The 17,133-nt window shown below is 68.8% G+C and carries 14 protein-coding genes; 5 read left to right on the top strand and 9 right to left on the bottom strand.

All coding sequences use genetic code 11. From position 1 onward, the window contains the following. Positions 1-38 precede the first annotated feature (38 nt). The 4 genes from IB278_RS28655 (at position 39) to IB278_RS28670 (ending at position 7,963) form a co-directional block, all read left to right on the top strand. Positions 39-3,575: a DUF2126 domain-containing protein gene (locus tag IB278_RS28655; protein WP_192327197.1), complete on the top strand. Its 3,537-nt coding sequence runs from the start codon at positions 39-41 to the stop codon at positions 3,573-3,575. An 84-nt stretch (positions 3,576-3,659) separates the two neighbouring features. After that, positions 3,660-6,392: a circularly permuted type 2 ATP-grasp protein gene (locus IB278_RS28660; RefSeq protein WP_192327200.1), complete on the top strand. Its 2,733-nt coding sequence runs from the start codon at positions 3,660-3,662 to the stop codon at positions 6,390-6,392. Positions 6,393-6,521: 129 nt separating this feature from the next. Beyond that, positions 6,522-7,508 carry a transglutaminase family protein gene (locus IB278_RS28665; RefSeq protein ID WP_192327203.1) on the top strand — a complete coding sequence of 329 codons (987 nt, stop codon included), beginning with the start codon at positions 6,522-6,524 and terminating at the stop codon, positions 7,506-7,508. After that, positions 7,505-7,963, top strand: coding sequence for a RidA family protein (locus IB278_RS28670; RefSeq protein WP_145747282.1), 459 nt, complete (start codon positions 7,505-7,507; stop codon positions 7,961-7,963). The genes IB278_RS28665 and IB278_RS28670 overlap by 4 nt, the downstream gene beginning before the upstream one ends. 11 nt (positions 7,964-7,974) lie before the next feature. Here the strand turns inward: IB278_RS28670 and IB278_RS28675 are convergent, their stop codons facing one another. From IB278_RS28675 to IB278_RS28710, 8 genes are read right to left on the bottom strand one after another with little or no spacing between them, the layout of a single operon-like run. Further along, positions 7,975-9,000 carry a LacI family DNA-binding transcriptional regulator gene (locus IB278_RS28675; RefSeq protein WP_192327206.1) on the bottom strand — a complete coding sequence of 342 codons (1,026 nt, stop codon included), beginning with the start codon at positions 8,998-9,000 and terminating at the stop codon, positions 7,975-7,977. A gap of 31 nt (positions 9,001-9,031) precedes the next feature. Beyond that, positions 9,032-10,015: a 2-hydroxyacid dehydrogenase gene (locus IB278_RS28680; RefSeq protein WP_145747280.1), complete on the bottom strand. Its 984-nt coding sequence runs from the start codon at positions 10,013-10,015 to the stop codon at positions 9,032-9,034. A gap of 2 nt (positions 10,016-10,017) precedes the next feature. After that, complete coding sequence (locus IB278_RS28685) at positions 10,018-10,971, bottom strand: sugar kinase (RefSeq protein WP_145747279.1); 954 nt, start codon at positions 10,969-10,971, stop codon at positions 10,018-10,020. A 10-nt stretch (positions 10,972-10,981) separates the two neighbouring features. Further along, positions 10,982-11,725, bottom strand: a complete 744-nt coding sequence (locus tag IB278_RS28690; RefSeq protein WP_192327209.1) for a sugar phosphate isomerase/epimerase family protein — start codon at positions 11,723-11,725, stop codon at positions 10,982-10,984. Further along, a complete protein-coding gene (locus IB278_RS28695) occupies positions 11,725-12,480 on the bottom strand; it encodes an amino acid ABC transporter ATP-binding protein (RefSeq protein WP_192327212.1) in 756 nt (251 codons plus the stop codon). Before IB278_RS28695 ends, IB278_RS28690 begins: the two co-directional genes overlap by 1 nt. A 32-nt stretch (positions 12,481-12,512) precedes the next feature. After that, entirely contained in the window at positions 12,513-13,319 is an 807-nt protein-coding gene (locus IB278_RS28700) for a transporter substrate-binding domain-containing protein (protein WP_145747276.1), read from the bottom strand. A gap of 49 nt (positions 13,320-13,368) precedes the next feature. After that, positions 13,369-14,022 (bottom strand): amino acid ABC transporter permease, encoded by a 654-nt coding sequence (locus IB278_RS28705; protein ID WP_192327215.1) that lies wholly within the window; start codon positions 14,020-14,022, stop codon positions 13,369-13,371. A gap of 30 nt (positions 14,023-14,052) precedes the next feature. Then, complete coding sequence (locus IB278_RS28710; protein WP_145747275.1) at positions 14,053-14,724, bottom strand: amino acid ABC transporter permease; 672 nt, start codon at positions 14,722-14,724, stop codon at positions 14,053-14,055. Between the two features lie 135 nt (positions 14,725-14,859). Between IB278_RS28710 and IB278_RS28715 the strand changes: the two genes are divergently transcribed. After that, complete coding sequence (locus tag IB278_RS28715) at positions 14,860-16,560, top strand: hypothetical protein (RefSeq protein ID WP_145747274.1); 1,701 nt, start codon at positions 14,860-14,862, stop codon at positions 16,558-16,560. A 4-nt stretch (positions 16,561-16,564) separates the two neighbouring features. Here the strand turns inward: IB278_RS28715 and IB278_RS28720 are convergent, their stop codons facing one another. Continuing rightward, positions 16,565-17,095 carry a cysteine hydrolase family protein gene (locus IB278_RS28720; protein ID WP_145747273.1) on the bottom strand — a complete coding sequence of 177 codons (531 nt, stop codon included), beginning with the start codon at positions 17,093-17,095 and terminating at the stop codon, positions 16,565-16,567. Positions 17,096-17,133 lie beyond the last annotated feature (38 nt).

The raw sequence follows: 17,133 nt of genomic DNA on the forward strand, positions 1-17,133 counted from the left end.
CTTTTCGATGCAATCTCGCAGTACTGCACACAAAACGCATGTCCATTCACGCCGCACTCCACCACGTCACCCACTACAAATACGACCGCCTGGTGCAGTTGGGCCCGCAGGTCGTGCGCCTGCGGCCCGCGCCGCATTGCCGCAGCAACGTCATCTCGTATTCGCTGCAGGTCGAGCCGGCCGAGCACTTCGTCAACTGGATGCAGGACCCGTTCGCCAACTACCAGGCGCGGCTCGTGTTTCCCGAGAAGACGCGCGAGTTCAAGGTCACGGTCGACCTGGTCGTCGAGATGGCGGTCTACAACCCCTTCGACTTCTTCCTCGAGCCGCAGGCCGAGAACTTCCCGTTCAAGTACACCGCCTCGCAGGCCGAGGAACTCGCGCCCTACCTCGTCACCGATGAACCCACGCCGCTTCTGCAGGCCTACCTCGACAAGATCGAGCGCAAGGAGCAGCGCACCATCGATTTTCTGGTTGGCCTCAACCAGCAGGTCCAGAAGGACGTCAACTACCTGATCCGCATGGAGCCCGGCGTGCAGACGCCGGAAGAAACGCTCGCCAGCGGCAGCGGCTCCTGCCGCGACTCGGGCTGGCTGCTGGTGCAGCTGCTGCGCCATTGCGGGCTGGCCGCGCGCTTCGTCTCGGGCTACCTGATCCAGCTCACGCCCGACGTCAAGGCGCTCGACGGCCCGAGCGGCACCACGGTCGACTTCACCGACCTGCACGCCTGGTGCGAGGTCTTCCTGCCCGGTGCGGGCTGGATCGGCCTTGACGCCACCTCGGGCCTTCTTGCCGGCGAAGGCCACATCCCGCTCGCCTGCACGCCCACGCCTTCGAGCGCCGCGCCCATCGAAGGCGCGGTGGACGAAGCCGAGGTCGACTTCGGCCATGAGATGAAGGTCACGCGCATCTACGAATCGCCGCGCGTGACCAAGCCCTACACCGAGGAGCAGTGGGCCGAGGTGCTCGCGCTCGGCGACGCGGTCGATGCGCGCCTGAAAGCCGGCGACGTGCGGCTCACGATGGGCGGCGAGCCCACCTACGTGGCCACCAGCGACCGCGACGCGCCCGAGTGGAACACCGATGCGCTCGGCCCCACCAAGCGCGGCTATGCCACCGAGCTCGTGCACAAGCTGCGCGCCGAGTACGGCCAGGGCGGCTTCCTGCACTTCGGCCAGGGCAAGTGGTACCCGGGCGAGCAATTGCCGCGCTGGGCGCTGTCGATCTTCTGGCGCGCCGACGGCCAGACGCTCTGGCACGACCCCGAACTCTTTGCCGACGAGCGCGTGCCCACGCACTACACGAGCGAGGACGCGCGCCGCTTCACCACCGTGCTGGCGCACAAGCTCGGCATCACCGAGCGCTACATCCAGCCCGGCTACGAAGACGTCTATTACTACCTCTGGCGCGAACGCCGGCTGCCGGTCAACGTCGATCCCTTCGAATCGAAGCTCGACGACGAACTCGAGCGCGTTCGCCTGCGCCGCGTGTTCACGCAGAAGCTCGACGCGGTCATCGGCTACATGCTGCCGCTCGAACCCGGCAACGCCAATGCCGACGCGCCGGCGCTCGAAGGCCCGGGCTGGAAGACCGGCCCCTGGTTCCTGCGCGACGACCGCCTCTACCTGATCCCGGGCGATTCGCCGATGGGCTACCGCCTGCCGCTCGATTCGCAGCCCTGGGCCAGCAAGGGCGACTACCCCTACCTCGTCGAGCGCGACCCGACCGCGCCGCGCGCCGCGCTGCCGAGCTCGGCCGACTACCGCGCGCGCTATGCCGTGCCGGCCGGCGGCGCAGCGGGTGCCGACCTGGGCGCGGTGCCCTATGCCTTCGGCGCGCCGCCGGTGGTGCCCGCGGCCCTGCGCATGCAGGCGCCGGGCGAGGTGGCTGCAGCAGGCACAGCGGCAAGCGGCGATGCCGCCGCAGCCGACGCAGCAGCCATCCGCTCCTCCGCCACGCCAGCCACGCGCCAGCCGGTGCGCGGCGAATCGGCCCATTGGGTCACGCGCACCGCGCTGTGCGTCGAAGTGCGCGACCCGCGCCGCGCCAACGGCCCGTCGGCCGAGAAAAAAGGCAGCGCCTCGGGCGTGCTCTACGTCTTCATGCCGCCGCTCGCGCGCCTGGAGGACTACCTCGACCTGGTCGCGGCCGTCGAAGCCACGGCGCAACAGCTCGGCATGCGCATCGTGATGGAAGGCTATCCGCCACCGCGCGATCCGCGCCTGAAGATGCTGGCCGTCACCCCCGACCCGGGCGTGATCGAAGTCAACATCCATCCGGCCCACAACTGGAAGGAACTGGTCGCCCACACCGAGTTCCTCTACAACGCCGCGTTCGAAACCCGCCTCTCGGCCGAGAAGTTCATGACCGACGGGCGCCACACCGGCACCGGCGGCGGCAACCACTTCGTGATGGGCGGCGCCACGCCGGCCGACAGCCCCTTCCTGCGCCGGCCCGAGCTGCTCGCGAGCCTGCTGCTCTACTGGCACAACCACCCTTCGCTGAGCTACCTGTTCTCGGGCATGTTCATCGGCCCGACCAGCCAGGCGCCGCGCGTGGACGAAGCGCGCAACGACCAGGTCTACGAGCTCGAGATCGCGCTGAAGGAAATCGCCAGGAACCGCGAGATCCACGGCCAGAACATGCCGGCCTGGCTGGTGGACCGGACGCTGCGCAACATCCTGATCGACGTGTCGGGCAACACGCACCGCAGCGAGTTCTGCATCGACAAGCTCTATTCGCCCGACTCGAGCACCGGCCGCCTCGGCCTGCTGGAGCTGCGCGCCTTCGAGATGCCGCCGCATGCGCGCATGAGCATTGCGCAGCAGCTGCTGATCCGCGCGCTGGTGGCGCGCTTCTGGGACGAACCGTACAAGGCGCCCGTCACCCGCTGGGGCACCGAACTGCACGACCGCTTCCTGCTGCCCACCTTCGTCAAGATGGATTTCGACGACGTGATCAGCGAGATGCGCCAGGCCGGCTTCGCCTTCGATGCCGACTGGTTCGCGCCGCACCTGGAGTTCCGCTTTCCGCTGGTGGGCCAGGTGCAGGCCATGGGCGTGGAGCTGTCGCTGCGCAATGCACTCGAGCCCTGGCACGTGATGGGCGAGGAAGGCTCGGCCGGCGGCACGGTGCGCTATGTCGATTCGTCGCTCGAGCGCATCGAGGTGCGCGTGACCGGCCTGAACGAAAGCCGCCACGTGATCACCGTCAACGGCAAGGTGCTGCCGCTGCAACCCACGGGCACCGTCGGCGAATTCGTGGCGGGCGTGCGCTACAAGGCCTGGAACCCGCCGTCGGCACTGCATCCGAGCATCGGCGCCCATGCGCCGCTGACCTTCGACATCGTCGACACCTGGATGAAGCGCTCGCTGGGCGGCTGCCAGTACTTCGTCGCCCATCCCGGCGGGCGCAACTACGACACCTTCCCGGTCAATGCCTACGAGGCGGAAAGCCGTCGCATGTCGCGCTTCACGCGCATGGGCCACACGCCGGGGCTGATGCGCACGCCGCCCGCAACCATCGAACTCGCGGGCAGCCGCGAATTCCCGTTCACGCTCGATCTGCGGCGCTGAGAGGGCCTCAAAAAAACCCGCAAGAGGACATCCAGCACATTGCCGCCATCCGGCCGGTGACGGCAATGTGACAATCCACCTCCTGTGGAACCTTTGAACGAATCCCTGTTCGACGCCCAGGCGCTGGAATTTCCAGCCGCCCTGGCGTCGACGCTCGCGCCGGCCGCCCTGCCCGGCCACTTCGACGAACTGCGCGGCCAGGCCACGCCGGCGCGGCCGGTTGCGGGCACGGCGCCCATGGCTCCGTTGCCGCCCATGCTCTACGACGCTGCGGCGGAGCGGCCCGCGATGCCGCCGGACCTGCCCCCAGCCCAATCCCAGACGCAGACCCAGGTCCTCCAGCCCTCCTCCAACGACAACCCGCCCCTCACACCCGCCTGGAACGCCTTCTTCGAGCAGCTCGGCCCGGGCGGCTTCAGCGACCTGCCACGGCGCGCCGTCAGCCTCGAGCGGCAGATCCGGGACAACGGCGTCACCTACAACGTCTATGCCGACGCCGACGGGCCGCAGCGTCCCTGGTCGCTCGACCTGTTCCCGCTGATCGTCTCGCCCGAGAGCTGGAGCCAGATCGAGACCGGCGTGCTGCAGCGCGTGCGCGTGCTCGACCGTGTCATGGCCGACGTCTACGGCCCGCAGCAGCTGCTGGCCGAGGGCCTGCTGCCTGCGGCGCTGGTGCACGGCCACCCCGGCTACCTGCGCGCGCTGCACGGCGTGAAACCGCCGGGCGACACCTGGCTGCACATCGCGGCCTTCGACCTTGCGCGCGGGCCCGACGGCAACTGGTGGGTGGTGTCGCAGCGCACGCAGGCGCCCTCGGGGCTGGGCTACCTGCTGGAAAACCGGCTGGCCATCACGCGGCAGTTTCCGCAGGCCTTCGAGGCCCTGCAGGTGCAGCGCCTGGCCGCCACCTACAGCGCCATGATGGACGGGCTGCAGCGCATGTGCCCGGCCGGCGTGCCGCCGCACATCGCGCTGCTGACGCCCGGCCCCTACAACGAGACCTACTTCGAGCATGCGTACCTGGCGCGCTATCTCGGCCTGACGCTGGTCGAGGGCAGCGACCTCACGGTGCGCGATCAGCGGCTCTACCTCAAGACCCTGCAGGGGCTGCGGCCGGTGCACGGCCTCATCAAGCGGCTGGACGACCAGTTCCTCGACCCGCTCGAGCTGCGCCCCGATTCCACGCTGGGCGTGCCGGGGCTGCTGCAGGCGATTCGCGCCGGCAATGTGCTGGTGGCCAACATGCCGGGCTCGGCGTTCCTCGAATCGCCCGCGCTGCTGGGCTTCCTGCCCGGGCTCGCGCGCCGCCTCATCGGCGAAAAGCTCAAGCTGCCGGCGCTGCCGACCTGGTGGTGCGGCGAGCGCGCCGCGCTCGAGGCGGTGCTGCCGCAGCTTGGCGACTGCGCCATCAAGCCCACCTACCCTGGGTCCGACGGCCAGACCAGCTTCGATGCGGTGCTCGGCAGCCAGCTGAGCCGGCGCCAGCTCGACGAATGGGCCGGCCGCATCGTGCGCGAGGGCGAGGCCCACACGGTCCAGAGCTACCTGCCGCTGTCGCAGATGCCCACCTGGGCCAACGACATGGGCCCCGGCCACATCGCGCCGCGCGCGGTGCTGCTGCGCGTCTTCGCGGTGAGCGACGGGCCGCAGTCCTGGCGCGTGCTGCCGGGCGGGCTGGCCCGGCTGGCGGGCCGCGATGCGCAGATCGCGTCCATGCAGCGCGGCGGCAGCAGCGCCGACGTGTGGGTGCAGACGCACGGCGAGGTCGACCGCACCACCCTGCTGCAGCCGCATGCCACCCCGGCCTCGCTCGCGCGGCACCGCGCGCCCGTGACCAGCCGCGCGGCCGAAAACATGTTCTGGCTCGGCCGCTACACCGAGCGCGCCGAGAACGCGGTGCGCCTCGCGCGCCTCACGCTCAACCTGCTGGGCAGCGAAGACCAGTCCTCGCGGCCGCTGCTCGACTGGCTGCACCGCATGGCGCTGCGCAATGCGCTGGTGCCGGCCGAAGTGCCGAGCGCGCCGCAGTCACGCCGCGTGTTCGAACGCGCGCTGATCGCCGAGCTCGGCGACGTGGAACGCGGCGGCAGCGTGGGCTTCAGCCTGCGCTGCATCCGGCAGGCGGCCGCCGCCGTGCGCGAACGGCTCTCGCAGGACACCTGGAACCAGATCGTGCGCGCCGAAGCCGACTTCCTGCGGCGCGCGGCCGAACAGGCTGGGGAAGGCAGCTTTGCCACCGGCGCTGCGCTGCGCGCGCTCGAATCCGCAAGCACCGCGCTCGCCGCCATGACCGGCGCGCAGACCGACCGCATGACGCGCGACGACGCCTGGCGCCTGCTGTCGATCGGCCGCCACATCGAGCGCCTGGGCTTTCTTTCGAGCGCGCTTGAGGCCGGCTTCGAGAACGGCGCCGTGCACGAGGTGAGCGGCTTCGAAGCCATGGTGGCGCTGTTCGACAGCACCATCACCTTCCACGCGCGCTACCAGCAGCGGCGCGACGTCGCCACGCTGGTCGACCTGCTGGTGCTCGATGCCGAGAACCCGCGCTCGCTGGCCTGGGTCACGCAAACGCTGCGCGGGCGCATAGCGCGCCTGGCCGGCAGCGCGCCCGGCAAGCTCACAGCGTTGTCGTACGAACTTTCCGATCCCGCCAGCTGGACGCTCGAGCATCTCTGCGCGGCCGGCGCCGAGGCCAGCTACCCGGCACTGGTCGAGCTGCTGGCCCATTGCGAGACCGCGGCCTACCATGTGTCCGACGCCATCGGCACGCGCTATTTCACGCTCACTTCCGAATCGCTGCGCTCGGTCGGCGCCTGAATATGCTCACCCCCAGTCTTCGCGCACTTCGTGTCGCTTCGCCAACCCCCTTCGAGGGGGCAACGCCAGCGGCCCGGCAAAGCCGGTTCCGCGGCGTTCCACGATGAATCCAGGGAGACCGACTTCGCCATGCTGCTCCACGTCACGCACGAAACCCGCTACGAGTATTCGCCCGCGGTCGAAACGGCACAGCACCTGGCCCACCTGAAGCCGCTGGCCACCGGTTCGCAGCGGCTCGTGAGCCACAGGCTCGCGATCGAGCCGCAACCCGCGCAGCGCAGCGAAGTGCCCGATGTCTACGGCAACACGCGCGCCTTCTTCGCGCTCGAGGCCACGCACGACAGCCTCGTCGTCACGGCCGAAAGCGTGGTCGAGACTTCAACGCCGCAGCTTGCGCCCGGCATTGCGCGCGAGCTGCCCTGGGAGGCCGTGCGCGAGCGCTTCCGCTACCGCAAGGACGCCACCTTCGACCCGGCCTCGGAGTTCGTGTTTCCGTCGCCCTACGTGCCGCGCCACGACGACTTCGCGGCCTATGCGCGCGCGAGCTTCGCGCCGGAGCGGCCGACCTTCGACGTGGCCATGGACCTCACCGAGCGCATGTACCGCGACTTCGCCTACGACGCCGACAGCACCGAGATCAACACGCCCGCCGTTGAAGCGCTCGCGCAGCGCAAGGGCGTGTGCCAGGACTTCGCCCACATCATGATCGCCTGCTTCCGCGCCATGGGCCTGCCGGCGCGCTACGTGAGCGGCTACCTGCTCACGCAGCCGCCGCCGGGCCAGCCGCGGCTGGTGGGCGCCGATGCCTCGCACGCCTGGGTGTCGGTCTACCTGCCGGACGAAGGTGACGACGACGGCCATGAAAGCGCCGGCGGCTGGGCCGACTTCGACCCCACCAACGGCCGCCAGCCTGGCGAGGACTACGTCGCACTCGCGATCGGGCGCGACTATTCCGACGTCTCGCCGATGCGCGGCGTGCTGCATGGCGGCGCGCGCCACACGCTCAAGGTGGGCGTGACGGTGCGGCCGATCGAAGAGCTGCGCGCGCAGGCCGCGCAGGCGGCGCAGTCACAATCACAGGTTCAACCGCAACCCCCTGACAAGGATCTTCAATGAGCGTTTACGACAAGCTTTCCAGCCTCGGCATCACCCTGCCCCCGGTCGCCGCCCCCGCCGCGGCCTACGTGCCCTTCGTGCGCACCGGCAACCTCGTTTTTCTCTCGGGCCACATCGCCAAGAAGGACGGCAAGGTCTGGGCCGGCCAGCTCGGCGCGGACATCGGCACCGAAGAAGGCAAGCAGGCCGCGCGCGCCATTGCCATCGACCTGCTCGGCACGCTGCATGCGGCCGTGGGCGACCTGAACAAAGTCACGCGCATCGTCAAGGTGATGAGCCTGGTCAACTCCGTGGGCACGTTCACCGAACAGCACCTGGTGACCAATGGCGCGAGCGAGTTCTTCGCCGAAGTGTTCGGCCCCGAGAAGGGCGCGCATGCGCGCAGCGCGTTCGGCGTGGCGCAAGTGCCGATGGGCGCCTGCGTGGAGATCGAGCTGATCGCCGAAGTCGCCTGAGCGGCCGGTGCCTACGCCGGCTGCGACGAGCCTCGCACCACCAGCTGCCCCGGCAGCAGCAGCTGGCGCGGCGCGGCGTCCAGTCCCTGCAGCCGCTCGATCAGGCAGGTGGCGGCCGTGCGGCCGATGGCGTCGGTGGGCTGGGCCACGGTGCTCAGGCCGGGGCCGATCAGCGAAGCCCATTCGGGATCGTCGAAGCCGACGAAGCCCAGGTCCTCTCCGAACCGCCAGCCCAGCCGCGCCATCGACTGCGCCACGCGCAGCGTGACCACCGCATTGCCCGCGACCACGGCCGCGCGGCGCCCCCGCCCGGCGCGCCGGCGCAGCGCGCGCAAGGCCTCGTCGAGCGCATCGCTGTCGCCCTCCACGCTTTCGAACACCTCGCCCGCCACGCGCGGCTCGTGCGCGGCCACGCAGGCACCGAAGGCGGCCGTGCGCTCGCGCCGCGAGCTCACGCCCTTCTGCGGCTCGGTCACGTAGAGCAGCTCGCGGTAGCCGCCCTCGACGAGGTGGCCGCAGGTGTCGCGCATGGCCGAGTGGTTGTCGAGCGCGACGAAGTCGGTGTGCATGCCGGTATGCCTGCGGTCCACCAGCACCGCGGGCTTGCCGTGCAGCGTGACCGCATCGACCACGTTGCTGCCGCGCCCCAGCGTGTTGAGGATGAAGCCGTCGACCTGGTAGCCCGCGAGCGCATCGATGGCCTCGCGCTCGCGTTCGCTCTCGTTGCCCAGGTTGAACAGCATCACCAGGTAGCCGGCGTCCTGGCAGGCCTTCTCGGCGCCGCGCAGCACCGCCACCGAATAGGGGTTGGTGATGTCGGCCACGATCAGGCCGATGAGCCGCGAGCGTCCATGGCTCAGGGCCTGCGCCATCGGGTTGGGGGTGTAGGCCAGCTTGGCGATGGCCGCCTCCACGCGCGCCGCGATGTCGCGGCTCAGCAGCCGCTCGCGGTGGTTGAGAAAGCGCGAGACCGTGGCCTTGGAAACGCCCGCCGCCTCGGCGACGTCGGCGATGGTGGCGCGGCCGCTGGGGTTCATGGATTGGGGAGGGAGAAAATCCTCAAGGGACTCATGCGGCCGCCGTGTCGTACGGCGCCGTCGGTTTCTCGCCCGCCAGCACCTGCAGCAGGTTGGTCGTCGCGAGTTCCGCCATGGCGTGCCGTGTTTCGTGCGTGGCCGAACCGATGTGCGGCAGCGGCGTCACGCGGGGATGCGTGCGCAAGGGCGAATCGGCGGGCAGCGGCTCCTTCGCGAACACGTCGAGGCCGGCCGCGCGCAGCGTGCCGTGGTCCAGCGCGTGCAGCAGCGCTTCTTCATTCACGGTGGCGCCGCGGCCGCCGTTGATGAAGGCCGCGCCGGGCTTCATGCGCGCGAAGAAGGCGGCGTCGATCATGCCGCGCGTGGCGTCGGTCAGCGGCAGCATCGCCAGCACGATGTCCGAACGCGCGAGCAGCTCATCGAGCGGCGTGTGCGTGGCACGGCCCTGCAGCTCGGGCGCCTGCTTGGCCAGATCGACCGGGCGGCGCGCGTGGTAGAGCACCGGCATGCCGAAGCCCAGCGCGGCGCGCCGTGCCACGGCTTGGCCGATGCGGCCGAAGCCGAGGATGCCGAGCGTCTTGCCATGCACGTCGGTGCCGAAGAGTTCTTCGCCGATGTTCTTCGTCCAGCGGCCTTCGCGCACGAGGTTCGAGAGCTCGACCACGCGGCGCTGCGTGGCCATGAGAATCGCGAACACCGTGTCGGCCACGGTCTCGGTCAGCACGTCGGGCGTGTGGCACAGCACGATGCCGCGCTTGTGCAGTTCCACGAGCGGATAGTTGTCGACGCCGACCGACACGCTCGAAATCACCTCGAGCTGCGGCGCCGCGTCGAGCAGCGCCGCATCGACCGTGTGACTCGCACCGATCAGGCCGTTCGTGGTGGCGAGCGCGGCGGCAAAGGCCTCAGGCTCCTTGCGCGGATCGGCCACGGTCACGTGGTGGGCGGCCTGCAGGCGCGCGAGCTGGTCTTCGGGCAATGGCCGGAAGACCAGCACGTTCTTTCTTGTCGTCATGGTCAGAGTCCCGCTTCTTCGAGTTGCGCGCGCGTCGGCAAGCCTTCGGTGTCGCCCAGCACCTGCACCGCGCGCGCGCCGATCCAGGCGCCGCGGCGCACGGCCTCGGGCACGCTCCTGCCTTCGAGCAATGCGCTCACCACGCCGGCTGCGAAGCCGTCGCCCGCGCCCACGGTGTCGATCACTTCCTTCACCGGGAAGCCGTCGACATGCCCGGTGCCGGCCACGTCGCTGTCGTAGTAGGCGCCTGCGGCGCCGAGCTTGACGACCACGAGCTTCGCGCCGCGGTCGCGGTAGAACCTCGCCACGTCTTCGGGCTTGTCATGGCCGGTCAGCAGCAGGCCTTCCTCAATGCCCGGCAGCACCCAGTCGGCGCGCGAGGCCAGTTCGTTGATCCAGTGGCGCATCGTCTCGGTCGACGGCCACAGCGTAGGCCGCAGGTTGGTGTCGAACGAGATCGTGCGGCCGGCCGCGCGCATCACCTCCATGGACTTGAGCGCAGCCTGCAGGCTGGTGTCGGAGATGGCCGCGAACACGCCCGTGGCATGCAGGTGGCGCGCCGAGCGCAGCCAGGCTTCGTCGATATCGGCCGGACCCATCTGGCTCGCGGCCGAGCCCTTGCGGTGGTATTCGACCGGCGGATCGCTGCCGTCGGTGACGCGGCCCTTGAACTGGAAGCCGGTGCGCTGCGCCGGATCGCAGATGACGTGCGAGCAGTCGATGCCCTCGCCCTTCATCGCCGCGATCAGGTAGCGCCCCATCGAGTCAGTGCCCAGGCGGCTGGCCCAGCCCACTTTGAGCCCCAGGCGCGAAAGCCCGATGGCCACGTTGGTCTCGGCGCCGGCCGTGCGCTTGTGGAACGCCTGCGCGTCCTCCAGCGGACCGGGCCGGTCGGCCACGAGCAGCAGCATGGCTTCGCCGAACAGAGCGACGTCGAAAGCAGTGGGTTCTGTCATGTGTTTCTCCCTAGGCCCGCGCGGCGCGGATGAAGTCGACCTGCGCGCGCACGACGGCCGGCAGGTCGTCTCCCGCCAGAGGATATTCGATGGCGTGCGGCACGTCGGCCGGCAGCGCACGCAGCACCGCGCGCCACGGCACGGCCGAGTCGGCCAGCGGCACCGCCACCCATTTGTGCGGCAGCCGCTGCACGCCCTTGCAATGCACGTAGCGCACGCGGCGGCCCAGCGCCTGTGCGGCCTGCAGCGGGCACTCGCCGAGCCAGTGCCAGTTGCCCATGTCGAAGGTCATGCCCAGTTCGACACCGGCGCGGTCTGCCGCATCGAAGAAGGCCTGCAGCGCGGGCAGCGTGCCGGCGCGCACGGTCTGGTCGTTTTCGATCAGCAGTTCGACGCGGGTTTCGGCAAGCTGCACCTTCAGGCCCCAGAGCGAGCCATGCGAAGACGCGCGAAAGTCGCCGATCGACATCTTGAGCCGCCGGGCACCCAGCCGGGTTGCGGCGGCAATGCCGCGTGCCAGCGCTGCGCTGTCGAGCCAGCCGCCTTCGGCCCAGAGCCCCTCGGGGCTCGAATACACCGAGGCCAGGCCCGCCAGCAAAGGCAGCTCCGCCTCGGCGTTGCGCAGCATCTCTCCGCGCACCTCGACCGAATCGGCGCCGGCCTCCAGCGCCATCTGCGCGCACCAGAGCTGGCCATGCCGCCCCACCTCGGCCGCACCGAAGGACGACAGAGAAACCAATACCTGAAGGGTCATCAGTGCGCCTGGTGCGAGCTCAGGATCTGGCCGAGGAACTGGCGCGTGCGCTCGTCCTTCGGGTGGCCGAAGAACTCCTGCGGCGGCGCCTGCTCGACGATCCTGCCGTCGGCCATGAAGATCACCCGGTCGGCCACGCTGCGGGCAAAGCCCATCTCGTGCGTCACGCACAGCATGGTCATGCCGTCTTCGGCCAGGCCGATCATGGTGTCGAGCACTTCCTTGACCATCTCGGGATCGAGCGCCGAGGTGGGCTCGTCGAACAGCATGATCTTGGGCGACATGCACAGCGCGCGCGCAATCGCCACGCGCTGCTGCTGTCCGCCCGAGAGCTGGCTCGGGTACTTGTTCGCCTGCTCGGGAATGCGCACGCGCGTGAGGTATTTCATGGCCACTTCTTCGGCCTGCGCCTTGGTCATGCCGCGCGAACGCATCGGCGCGAGCGTGCAGTTCTCCAGGATGGTGAGGTGCGGGAACAGGTTGAACTGCTGGAACACCATGCCCACTTCGGCACGCACCGCGTCGACGTTCTTGCCACCGGCCGTGAGGTCGATGCCGTCGACCACGATGCGGCCCTTCTGCACCGTTTCGAGCCGGTTGATGCAGCGGATGAGCGTGGACTTGCCCGAGCCCGAAGGCCCGCAGATCACGATGCGCTCGCCCTGGCGCACCGACAGGTTGATGCCGGTCAACACCTGGAATTCACCGTACCACTTGTTGACCGCTTCCATGCGGATGATCGATTCCGTCGTCATGCCAGGATTCCTTCTTCTTCAGCCTCGGCGGCTCACTGCATCTTGGGCAGGTCGGCCTGCAGCCACTTCTGGTAGAGCTTGTTGAGCTCGCCATTGGCGGTGTTCTTCGCGACGAATTCGTTCACGGCCTTGGTCAGCTCTTCCTGGCCCGGGCGCATCGCGATGCCCATTGACTGTTGCACCAGCGTGAACTTGTTTTCGTAGGTGCCGGCCGGCACGCGCTTGGCGATCTGCGCCGCCACGGTGACCGAGCAGCCGATCGCGTCGACCTGGCCCGAGATCAGCGCCTGCATGGCCGAGGCGTCGTCGTCGAAGCGGCGGATCTCGGTGCCTTCGGGCGCGGCCTTGGTCACGGCCACGTCCTGCGTGGAAGCACGGGCCACGCCCACGCGCAGGCCCTTCAGGTCGCCGGCCGCCTTGATGGGCGTCTTGGTGGCGCCATACAGCACGATGGTCGCGGCCGCGTAGGGCTGCGAGAACTGCACCTGCTTGGCGCGCTCGGGCGTGATGGCCAGCGAGGCGACCAGCACGTCGACCTTGTTGGTCAGCAGGAAGGGAATGCGGTTCGGGCCGGTCACCGGCACGATGTTGGCCTTGACGCCCCAGTCCTTGGCCAGAAGCCTGGCCACGTCGGCGTCGTAGCCGTCGGGCTGGTTCTGCGCATTGGTGGTGCCGTAGGGCGGAAAGTCGACCAGCATGCCGATGGTGATCTCGCCCTTCTTCTTGATGTCCGCCACGGTCTGTGCCGAGGCGAAGGGTGCGAACACGGTGAGCGCGGCGCCCAGTCCCAGGGATGCGAGGGCTGCCAGCGCTGCGCGGCGGGTGGTGATACGGGTCATGGAAAGTGTCTCCTGGATAAAGAAGGAAGCAATGAGAAAGGGAAAGGAATCAGCGGGCCAACGCACGGGCACGCTTGCGCTCCATGCGCGCAGCAAGCAGCGACAGCGGCCAGCAGATCGCAAAGTAGATGGCAGCCACCACCGAGAACACAACCAGCGGCTGGAAGGTGGCGTTGTTGACGATCTGCCCGGCGCGCGTGACCTCGACGAAGCCGATGATTGCGGCGAGCGACGTGCCCTTGATGATCTGCACCACGTAGCCCACCGTGGGCGCGAGCGCGATCTTCAGCGCCTGCGGCAGCACCACGTCGCGCATGCGCGCCGCATACTTGAGGTTGAGCGCCTGAGCGGCCTCCCACTGGCCGCGCGGAATGGCCTCGATGCAGCCGCGCCAGATCTCGCCGAGGAAGGCGGCGCTGTTCAGGATGAGCGCGACGCCGGCCGCCACCCAGGGGTTGATGTCCAGCCCCAGCACCGGCGCGCCGAAGAACACCAGGAACAGCTGCAGCAGCAGCGGCGTGCCCTGGAAGATCTGGATGAAGGTGGTCGACACGCCGCGCGCCCACGCCGACTCCGACGTGCGCATGAGCGCGATGATCAACCCCAGGATCGCGCCGCCCACGAAGGCGATGGCCGACAGCGCAAGCGTCCACTTGGCCGCTTCGAGGATGAAAAGGAATTCGGGAAAGCCGAAGGTACGCATGGTTTTTTTCCTGCTCCGCTCTGGGGCCTGCTACCGGCGGTCCGGGTAGTTGAGCGTGCGCTTGTAGATCAGCTTGAACATCGCCGAGAAGGCCAGCGCCAGCGCCAGGTAGATGGCGGCCACCACGATGTAGATCTCGAAGCTGCGGAAGGTCTGCGACTGCAGGTTGGCGGCCACCGAGGTCAGGTCGTCGGCCGAGATGACCGACACCACGGCCGAGCTCAGCATCAGCAAAATGAACTGGCTCGTGAGCGCCGGGTAGATGGCCTTGAGCGCGGGCTTGATGATCACGAAGCGGAAGATCTCCCAGGGCTTGAGGTTGAGCGCCCGGCCCGCCTCGATCTGCCCCTTGGGGATCGACTCGATGCCCGCGCGGATGATTTCCGTGGCGTAGGCGCCAAGGTTCACCACCATGGCCACCAGCGCCGCCGTCTGCGGCGACCAGCGCAGCCCGATGGCCGGCAGCGCGAAGAAAAAGAAGAACAGCTGCACGAGGAACGGCGTGTTGCGGATCACCTCGATGTAGGCGTTGACGATGAAGCGCAGCCAGCCCGGCCCCGAGGTCTTGCCCCAGGCGCAAAAAATCGCGACCACGAGGCCCAGCAGCGTGGCCACGAGCGAGAGCTGGATCGTGATCCAGGTGCCCTTGAGCAGCAGCGGCCAGGCAGCGAAGACGGCGTCGAATTGAAACTGGTAGTTCATGGGTGGGGCGAGCACGGCATGGCCGCGCGCATGCCTCGAAAGCAATGCTTGCAGCTTATATGAAACCGGTTTCAGGCCAAGCCAGGGATTTCCCTAGGTCAGTGTTTCGACAGCCCTTCTGCCTACACTCGCGCGATGCTGAATACATCCGAGGCCATCGCGTCCGCAGGGACAGTTGCACCCCCTGCCGTGCAGCATTTCCGGCAGGCCCTGCTCTGGCCCTTGCGGCTGGTGCCGGCGCCTGACGCCAAGCCCACGCACCACGGCCCCTGGCACCTGCTGCGCGAGATGGGCGAAGCCTCGCCCTGGCGCGAGGAGATCGACGAATACACCGGCGACAGCAGCCGCTTCCACGAGCGGCACTACAACGAGTTCGTGAGCTTCCTGCCCTACGTGCAGCGCTTTCTCTACGGCGAGGGCCGCTCGAAGAACAAGGACGGCGCGGACACCGGCAGCGACGGCGACTCGCCGATGCGCATCTTCCGCCGCCACGACATCGCGGCCGTGCGCGTGGTGGCACAGCAGGGCGACGCGCCGATCACGCTCGACGTGGTGCATTGCGACCTGTATTTCTTCTTCGACATCGACGTGGTGCTGCTGAACCTGGAGGTCGGCGCCAACCACCTGAGCCTTGCACAGGCGCAGGACCTGCTCTACCGCTTCGGCCGCGCCTACCCCGCGGGCTGGAACGCCGAGGGCGGCGCGCTGCATTGCATGGCCAGCGTCGAATGGCTGGCCGCCGACGGCCGTGTGCTCGCGCGCTCGGATGCGCAGCAGCGCGAAGCCTTTCTCTCGCACGTGGCCCAGCACCGCGCACCGCGCATCTCGGCCCACTGGGCCTACCTGATGCAGCCGCTCGTGAGCGACCATTCCGACGAGCCCGGCGCGCTGCGCTACCGGCAGATCGAGTACTACCGCATGCCGCTGATGGCCTACCTTTCGCTCGACGATCCCAAGCGCCTCTCGCGCAACGACTTCATCCGGCTCGGGCTCGTCACCGGCGCCGCCGAGGCCGATGCAGCGCAACGCGCCCACCTGCCCTACGCGGAGCAGCATCTGGAGGACTTCGAACGCCGCTACTGCTACGACCGCTTCTGGGTCGATGCGGGCGCCGCGCCGAACACGCGCTACCTGTGCAACGGCCATGCGCTGATCGTGGTGGGCGATGCCCGCTCGGAGTTCTTCTGCTGCCGCGACCGCGGCGTGCTCGCGCAGTTCCGCCACCAGCACTTCCTGCTGTTCCTGATTGCGCATTTCCAGAAGGCGGCGCTCTTGATGTTCTCGGACCAGCTGGTCGAGGCGCTCAAGCGGCTCGACATCCACAGCACGCCGAGCGTGAAGCAGTTCAAGCGCGCGATCCGTTCGAGCTTCGAGCGCTTCCTGCGCTTCACGCACCGCTACTGGTTCCACGAGATCTCGGAGCAGGCGCAGGTGCGCGCGCTCTCCCACATGTGCACCGCGCACCTCGGGCTCGACCCGCTCTACGACGAGGTCAAGGCGCGCATCGCCGACATGAACACCTACCTGGACGCCGACAGCCTGCGCCGGCAGGCCAGCACCGTGGTGCGGCTCACGGTGGTCACGCTGTTCGGCCTGATCGGCACGGTGACGACGGGCTTCCTCGGCATGAACCTGCTGGCCGAGGCCGATGCGCCGCTGTGGCGCAAGGCGCTCTGGTTCGGCGTGGTGTTCGTCTTCACGACCTGGCTCACGATCTACACCATGGTGAAGTCGCAGCGGCTGTCGGACTTCATCGACGCGCTGTCGAACGACCGGCTGAGCTTCAGGGGCAAGCTGGCCGCGCTCGCGCGCGTGTGGCGGCGCGGCGCGGATTGAACGGTCAGAACACGATCTTCGCGCTGGGCACCGCGCGGATCGGCACGCCGAAGCTCGTGATGTCCGACAGCGTGGCGTTGTGGTGGGCGCGGATGAAGTCGCCGGTGGCGTGCGGCTTGTCGTGCGAGGTGTGCGCGTCGGCCGCGAGCACGACCTCGTAGCCCAGCGCAGCGGCACGCCGCGCGGTGGTGTCCACGCAGAACTCCGACGAGTAGCCGCAGAGCACCACGCACTGCACCCCATGCCCCGCGAGCCATGCCTGCAGCGGCGTGCGCAGGAACGAATCGGCCGTGGCCTTGCGGATCTTGGTGTCGCCTGGATCGACCTCCAGCGCGCCGGAAAGCTGCCAGCGCTCGGAATCGAATTCGAGGTCGACGGCGTTCTCGTGCTGGATGAAAGCCACCGGCACGCCCGCGGCACGGGCACGCGCGGTGAGGCCATTGATCCGCTGCGCAACCTCGGCGGCCTCGTGGGGACGCGGCAGGTCGTCATAGAGGCCACGCTGCATGTCGATGACGAGAACGGCAGTTTTCATGGGGGAGGAGAAGGCAGGACCCTGGACCGCCCCGAGTA

Origin of the sequence: Variovorax sp. VRV01, assembly GCF_014852545.1 — a bacterium.
GTDB classification, from domain to species: Bacteria; Pseudomonadota; Gammaproteobacteria; order Burkholderiales; family Burkholderiaceae_C; genus Variovorax; species Variovorax beijingensis_A.

Bases quoted from the DNA above. Each gene is read 5' to 3' on its own strand.
- IB278_RS28710 (WP_145747275.1), bottom strand. From the start codon at position 14,724: ATGAACTACCAGTTTCAATTCGACGCCGTCTTCGCTGCCTGGCCGCTG.
- IB278_RS28675 (WP_192327206.1), bottom strand. From the start codon at position 9,000: ATGAACCCCAGCGGCCGCGCCACCATCGCCGACGTCGCCGAGGCGGCG.
- IB278_RS28695 (WP_192327212.1), bottom strand. From the start codon at position 12,480: ATGACGACGGAATCGATCATCCGCATGGAAGCGGTCAACAAGTGGTAC.
- IB278_RS28690 (WP_192327209.1), bottom strand. From the start codon at position 11,725: ATGACCCTTCAGGTATTGGTTTCTCTGTCGTCCTTCGGTGCGGCCGAG.
- IB278_RS28720 (WP_145747273.1), bottom strand. From the start codon at position 17,095: ATGAAAACTGCCGTTCTCGTCATCGACATGCAGCGTGGCCTCTATGAC.
- IB278_RS28655 (WP_192327197.1), top strand. From the start codon at position 39: ATGTCCATTCACGCCGCACTCCACCACGTCACCCACTACAAATACGAC.
- IB278_RS28705 (WP_192327215.1), bottom strand. From the start codon at position 14,022: ATGCGTACCTTCGGCTTTCCCGAATTCCTTTTCATCCTCGAAGCGGCC.
- IB278_RS28665 (WP_192327203.1), top strand. From the start codon at position 6,522: ATGCTGCTCCACGTCACGCACGAAACCCGCTACGAGTATTCGCCCGCG.
- IB278_RS28670 (WP_145747282.1), top strand. From the start codon at position 7,505: ATGAGCGTTTACGACAAGCTTTCCAGCCTCGGCATCACCCTGCCCCCG.
- IB278_RS28700 (WP_145747276.1), bottom strand. From the start codon at position 13,319: ATGACCCGTATCACCACCCGCCGCGCAGCGCTGGCAGCCCTCGCATCC.
- IB278_RS28715 (WP_145747274.1), top strand. From the start codon at position 14,860: ATGCTGAATACATCCGAGGCCATCGCGTCCGCAGGGACAGTTGCACCC.
- IB278_RS28685 (WP_145747279.1), bottom strand. From the start codon at position 10,971: ATGACAGAACCCACTGCTTTCGACGTCGCTCTGTTCGGCGAAGCCATG.
- IB278_RS28680 (WP_145747280.1), bottom strand. From the start codon at position 10,015: ATGACGACAAGAAAGAACGTGCTGGTCTTCCGGCCATTGCCCGAAGAC.